The 2,119-nt window shown below is 40.1% G+C and carries 2 protein-coding genes; both read left to right on the top strand.

What is annotated here, in order from left to right:
- Positions 1–588: hypothetical protein (locus AC1DPQ_RS25915; RefSeq protein ID WP_477611329.1), on the top strand; the 588-nt coding region annotated here is incomplete at its 5' end.
- Between the two features lie 6 nt (positions 589–594).
- On the top strand, positions 595–2,106 hold the full coding sequence (gene accC / locus AC1DPQ_RS25910) for an acetyl-CoA carboxylase biotin carboxylase subunit (protein ID WP_477584096.1): 1,512 nt from the start codon (positions 595–597) through the stop codon (positions 2,104–2,106).
- Positions 2,107–2,119: the final 13 nt, after the last annotated feature.

Raw genomic sequence — 2,119 nt, 5'->3', positions numbered from 1 at the left:
CCTATCGGCTTTATTGGAGATAATTACCAGAGATTTTATATTCATTTGGTTTCTGTTGTAAAGGATATGGAAAATCCAAATGAATACTTTGCTTATGGAAAAACCAAGGTAAAAAATAATTTATGTGCCTTTCAGGGAAAAATTAAGATTACCAGTGCACAGTTCGGAAAAGAAAGCGATAATCCTAAATTTAAACGAGGCAGTATTATTGTTGATATTGTGTTTTTTGAAGATCAGAATATAATTTCTTCAGGCACGATAAAGGGGAAAATGAAAACAAATTTTGTTTTAGATATAAAAGGAAATATGTTTTATGATTCTGTAAATTTTGTTGCAGATGGTTTTTCAAATAATACATTTGAAGGAATCTGGACGAGTTATAAAACTAAAGTTGCTAAAAAATGTAACTGGGGGGATTTCAGAATCCCAAGCTGTGGCGATCTTGATATAGGTGCAGGTGAATTTAGCGTAAATGATAAATATCTTAAGAGTGGTTGGGAAACTTATAGATTAGCTTATGGTGGTAGCAATAATTCTGACTCATACAAAATTGCCAATAGAAAAGAATCTGAAAAGTGGTGGAAATAAAATAATATGTCTAACAACTCCAAACCCTTAATCCCAATCTCCAAACTGCTTATCGCGAACCGTGGCGAAATCGCTTTGCGTATTATGCGTTCTGCGAAGGAAATGGGCATCAAAACAGTAGCTGTTTTTTCTGAAGCAGACCGTAATGCGCTGCATGTACGTTATGCCGATGAAGCGGTTTGTATTGGGCCAGCTCCATCTAATCAAAGTTACCTGGTGGGCGAGAAGATTATCGAAGCCTGTAAATTAACTGGTGCAGAGGCCATTCACCCAGGCTATGGTTTCTTGTCTGAAAATGCCGGTTTCGCGCAAAAAGTTGCCGATGCCGGACTTATTCTGGTTGGTCCTTCACCGCAGGCCATGGAAACCATGGGTAACAAATTATCTGCAAAGGCAGCGGCTTTAAAATATAATATCCCGATGGTGCCGGGAACGGAAGAAGCTATACAGGATGTAAATGAGGCAAAACAACGCGCCATCGAAGTTGGTTTCCCCATATTGATCAAAGCTGCTGCAGGTGGCGGGGGCAAGGGTATGCGTATTGTAGAGCGGGCTGAAGATTTTGAAGAACAGATGCAGCTTGCGGTAAGTGAAGCTACCTCAGCTTTTGGCGACGGGGCTGTTTTTATCGAACGTTATGTTACCTCGCCAAGGCACATCGAAATACAGGTTTTGGGTGATACCCATGGCAATATTGTTCATCTTTTTGAACGGGAATGCTCTGTACAGCGTCGTCACCAAAAAGTAGTAGAAGAAGCACCCTCGTCGGTTTTAACTGAAGAAATCAGGAAGCAAATGGGTAAGTGTGCGGTAGATGTGGCCCGTTCGGTAAATTATACCGGCGCAGGTACCGTTGAGTTTATTTTGGATGAGAACCTCGATTTCTTTTTCCTGGAAATGAATACCCGATTGCAGGTAGAACATCCTGTAACCGAATTAATTACAGGTATAGATCTGGTAAAAGAACAGCTAAAAATAGCCTCAGGCGAAAGACTTAGTTTTAAACAAGAGGACTTAAAAATCAGCGGGCATGCTATAGAACTTCGCGTTTATGCCGAAGACCCGGCCAATAATTTCCTGCCTGATATTGGCACCTTGCAGACTTACAGTACACCTAAAGGCAATGGGGTAAGGGTTGATGATGGCTTTGAGCAGGGCATGGAAATCCCGATTTATTATGATCCGATGATTGCCAAACTGATCACTTTTGGGAAAGATAGGGAAGAAGCGATTGAACGAATGGTGAGAGCAATTGAAGAATATGATATTACAGGGATAGAAACTACTTTGGGTTTTGGTAAATTTGTGATGCAGCACGAGGCTTTTAAAACGGGTAATTTCGATACGCATTTTGTAGGTAAATACTTTAAGCCAGAAAGCTTAAAGGTACAGGATGAAACAGAAGCCTTAATTGCTGCGGTAATTGCTGCAAAACTGTTTGATAAAAAAGAGGTGAAGTTGAGTGGTGCAGCAGTTAAAAATAGCTCCGATTGGAGAAAAAATAGATTGAAGTATTAATATACTTTTAATG

This window comes from Pedobacter sp. 01T416_2, assembly GCF_056398925.1.
This window is presented reverse-complemented; position numbering and strand designations above follow the sequence as displayed.

Bases quoted from the DNA above. Each gene is read 5' to 3' on its own strand.
- accC (WP_477584096.1), top strand. From the start codon at position 595: ATGTCTAACAACTCCAAACCCTTAATCCCAATCTCCAAACTGCTTATC.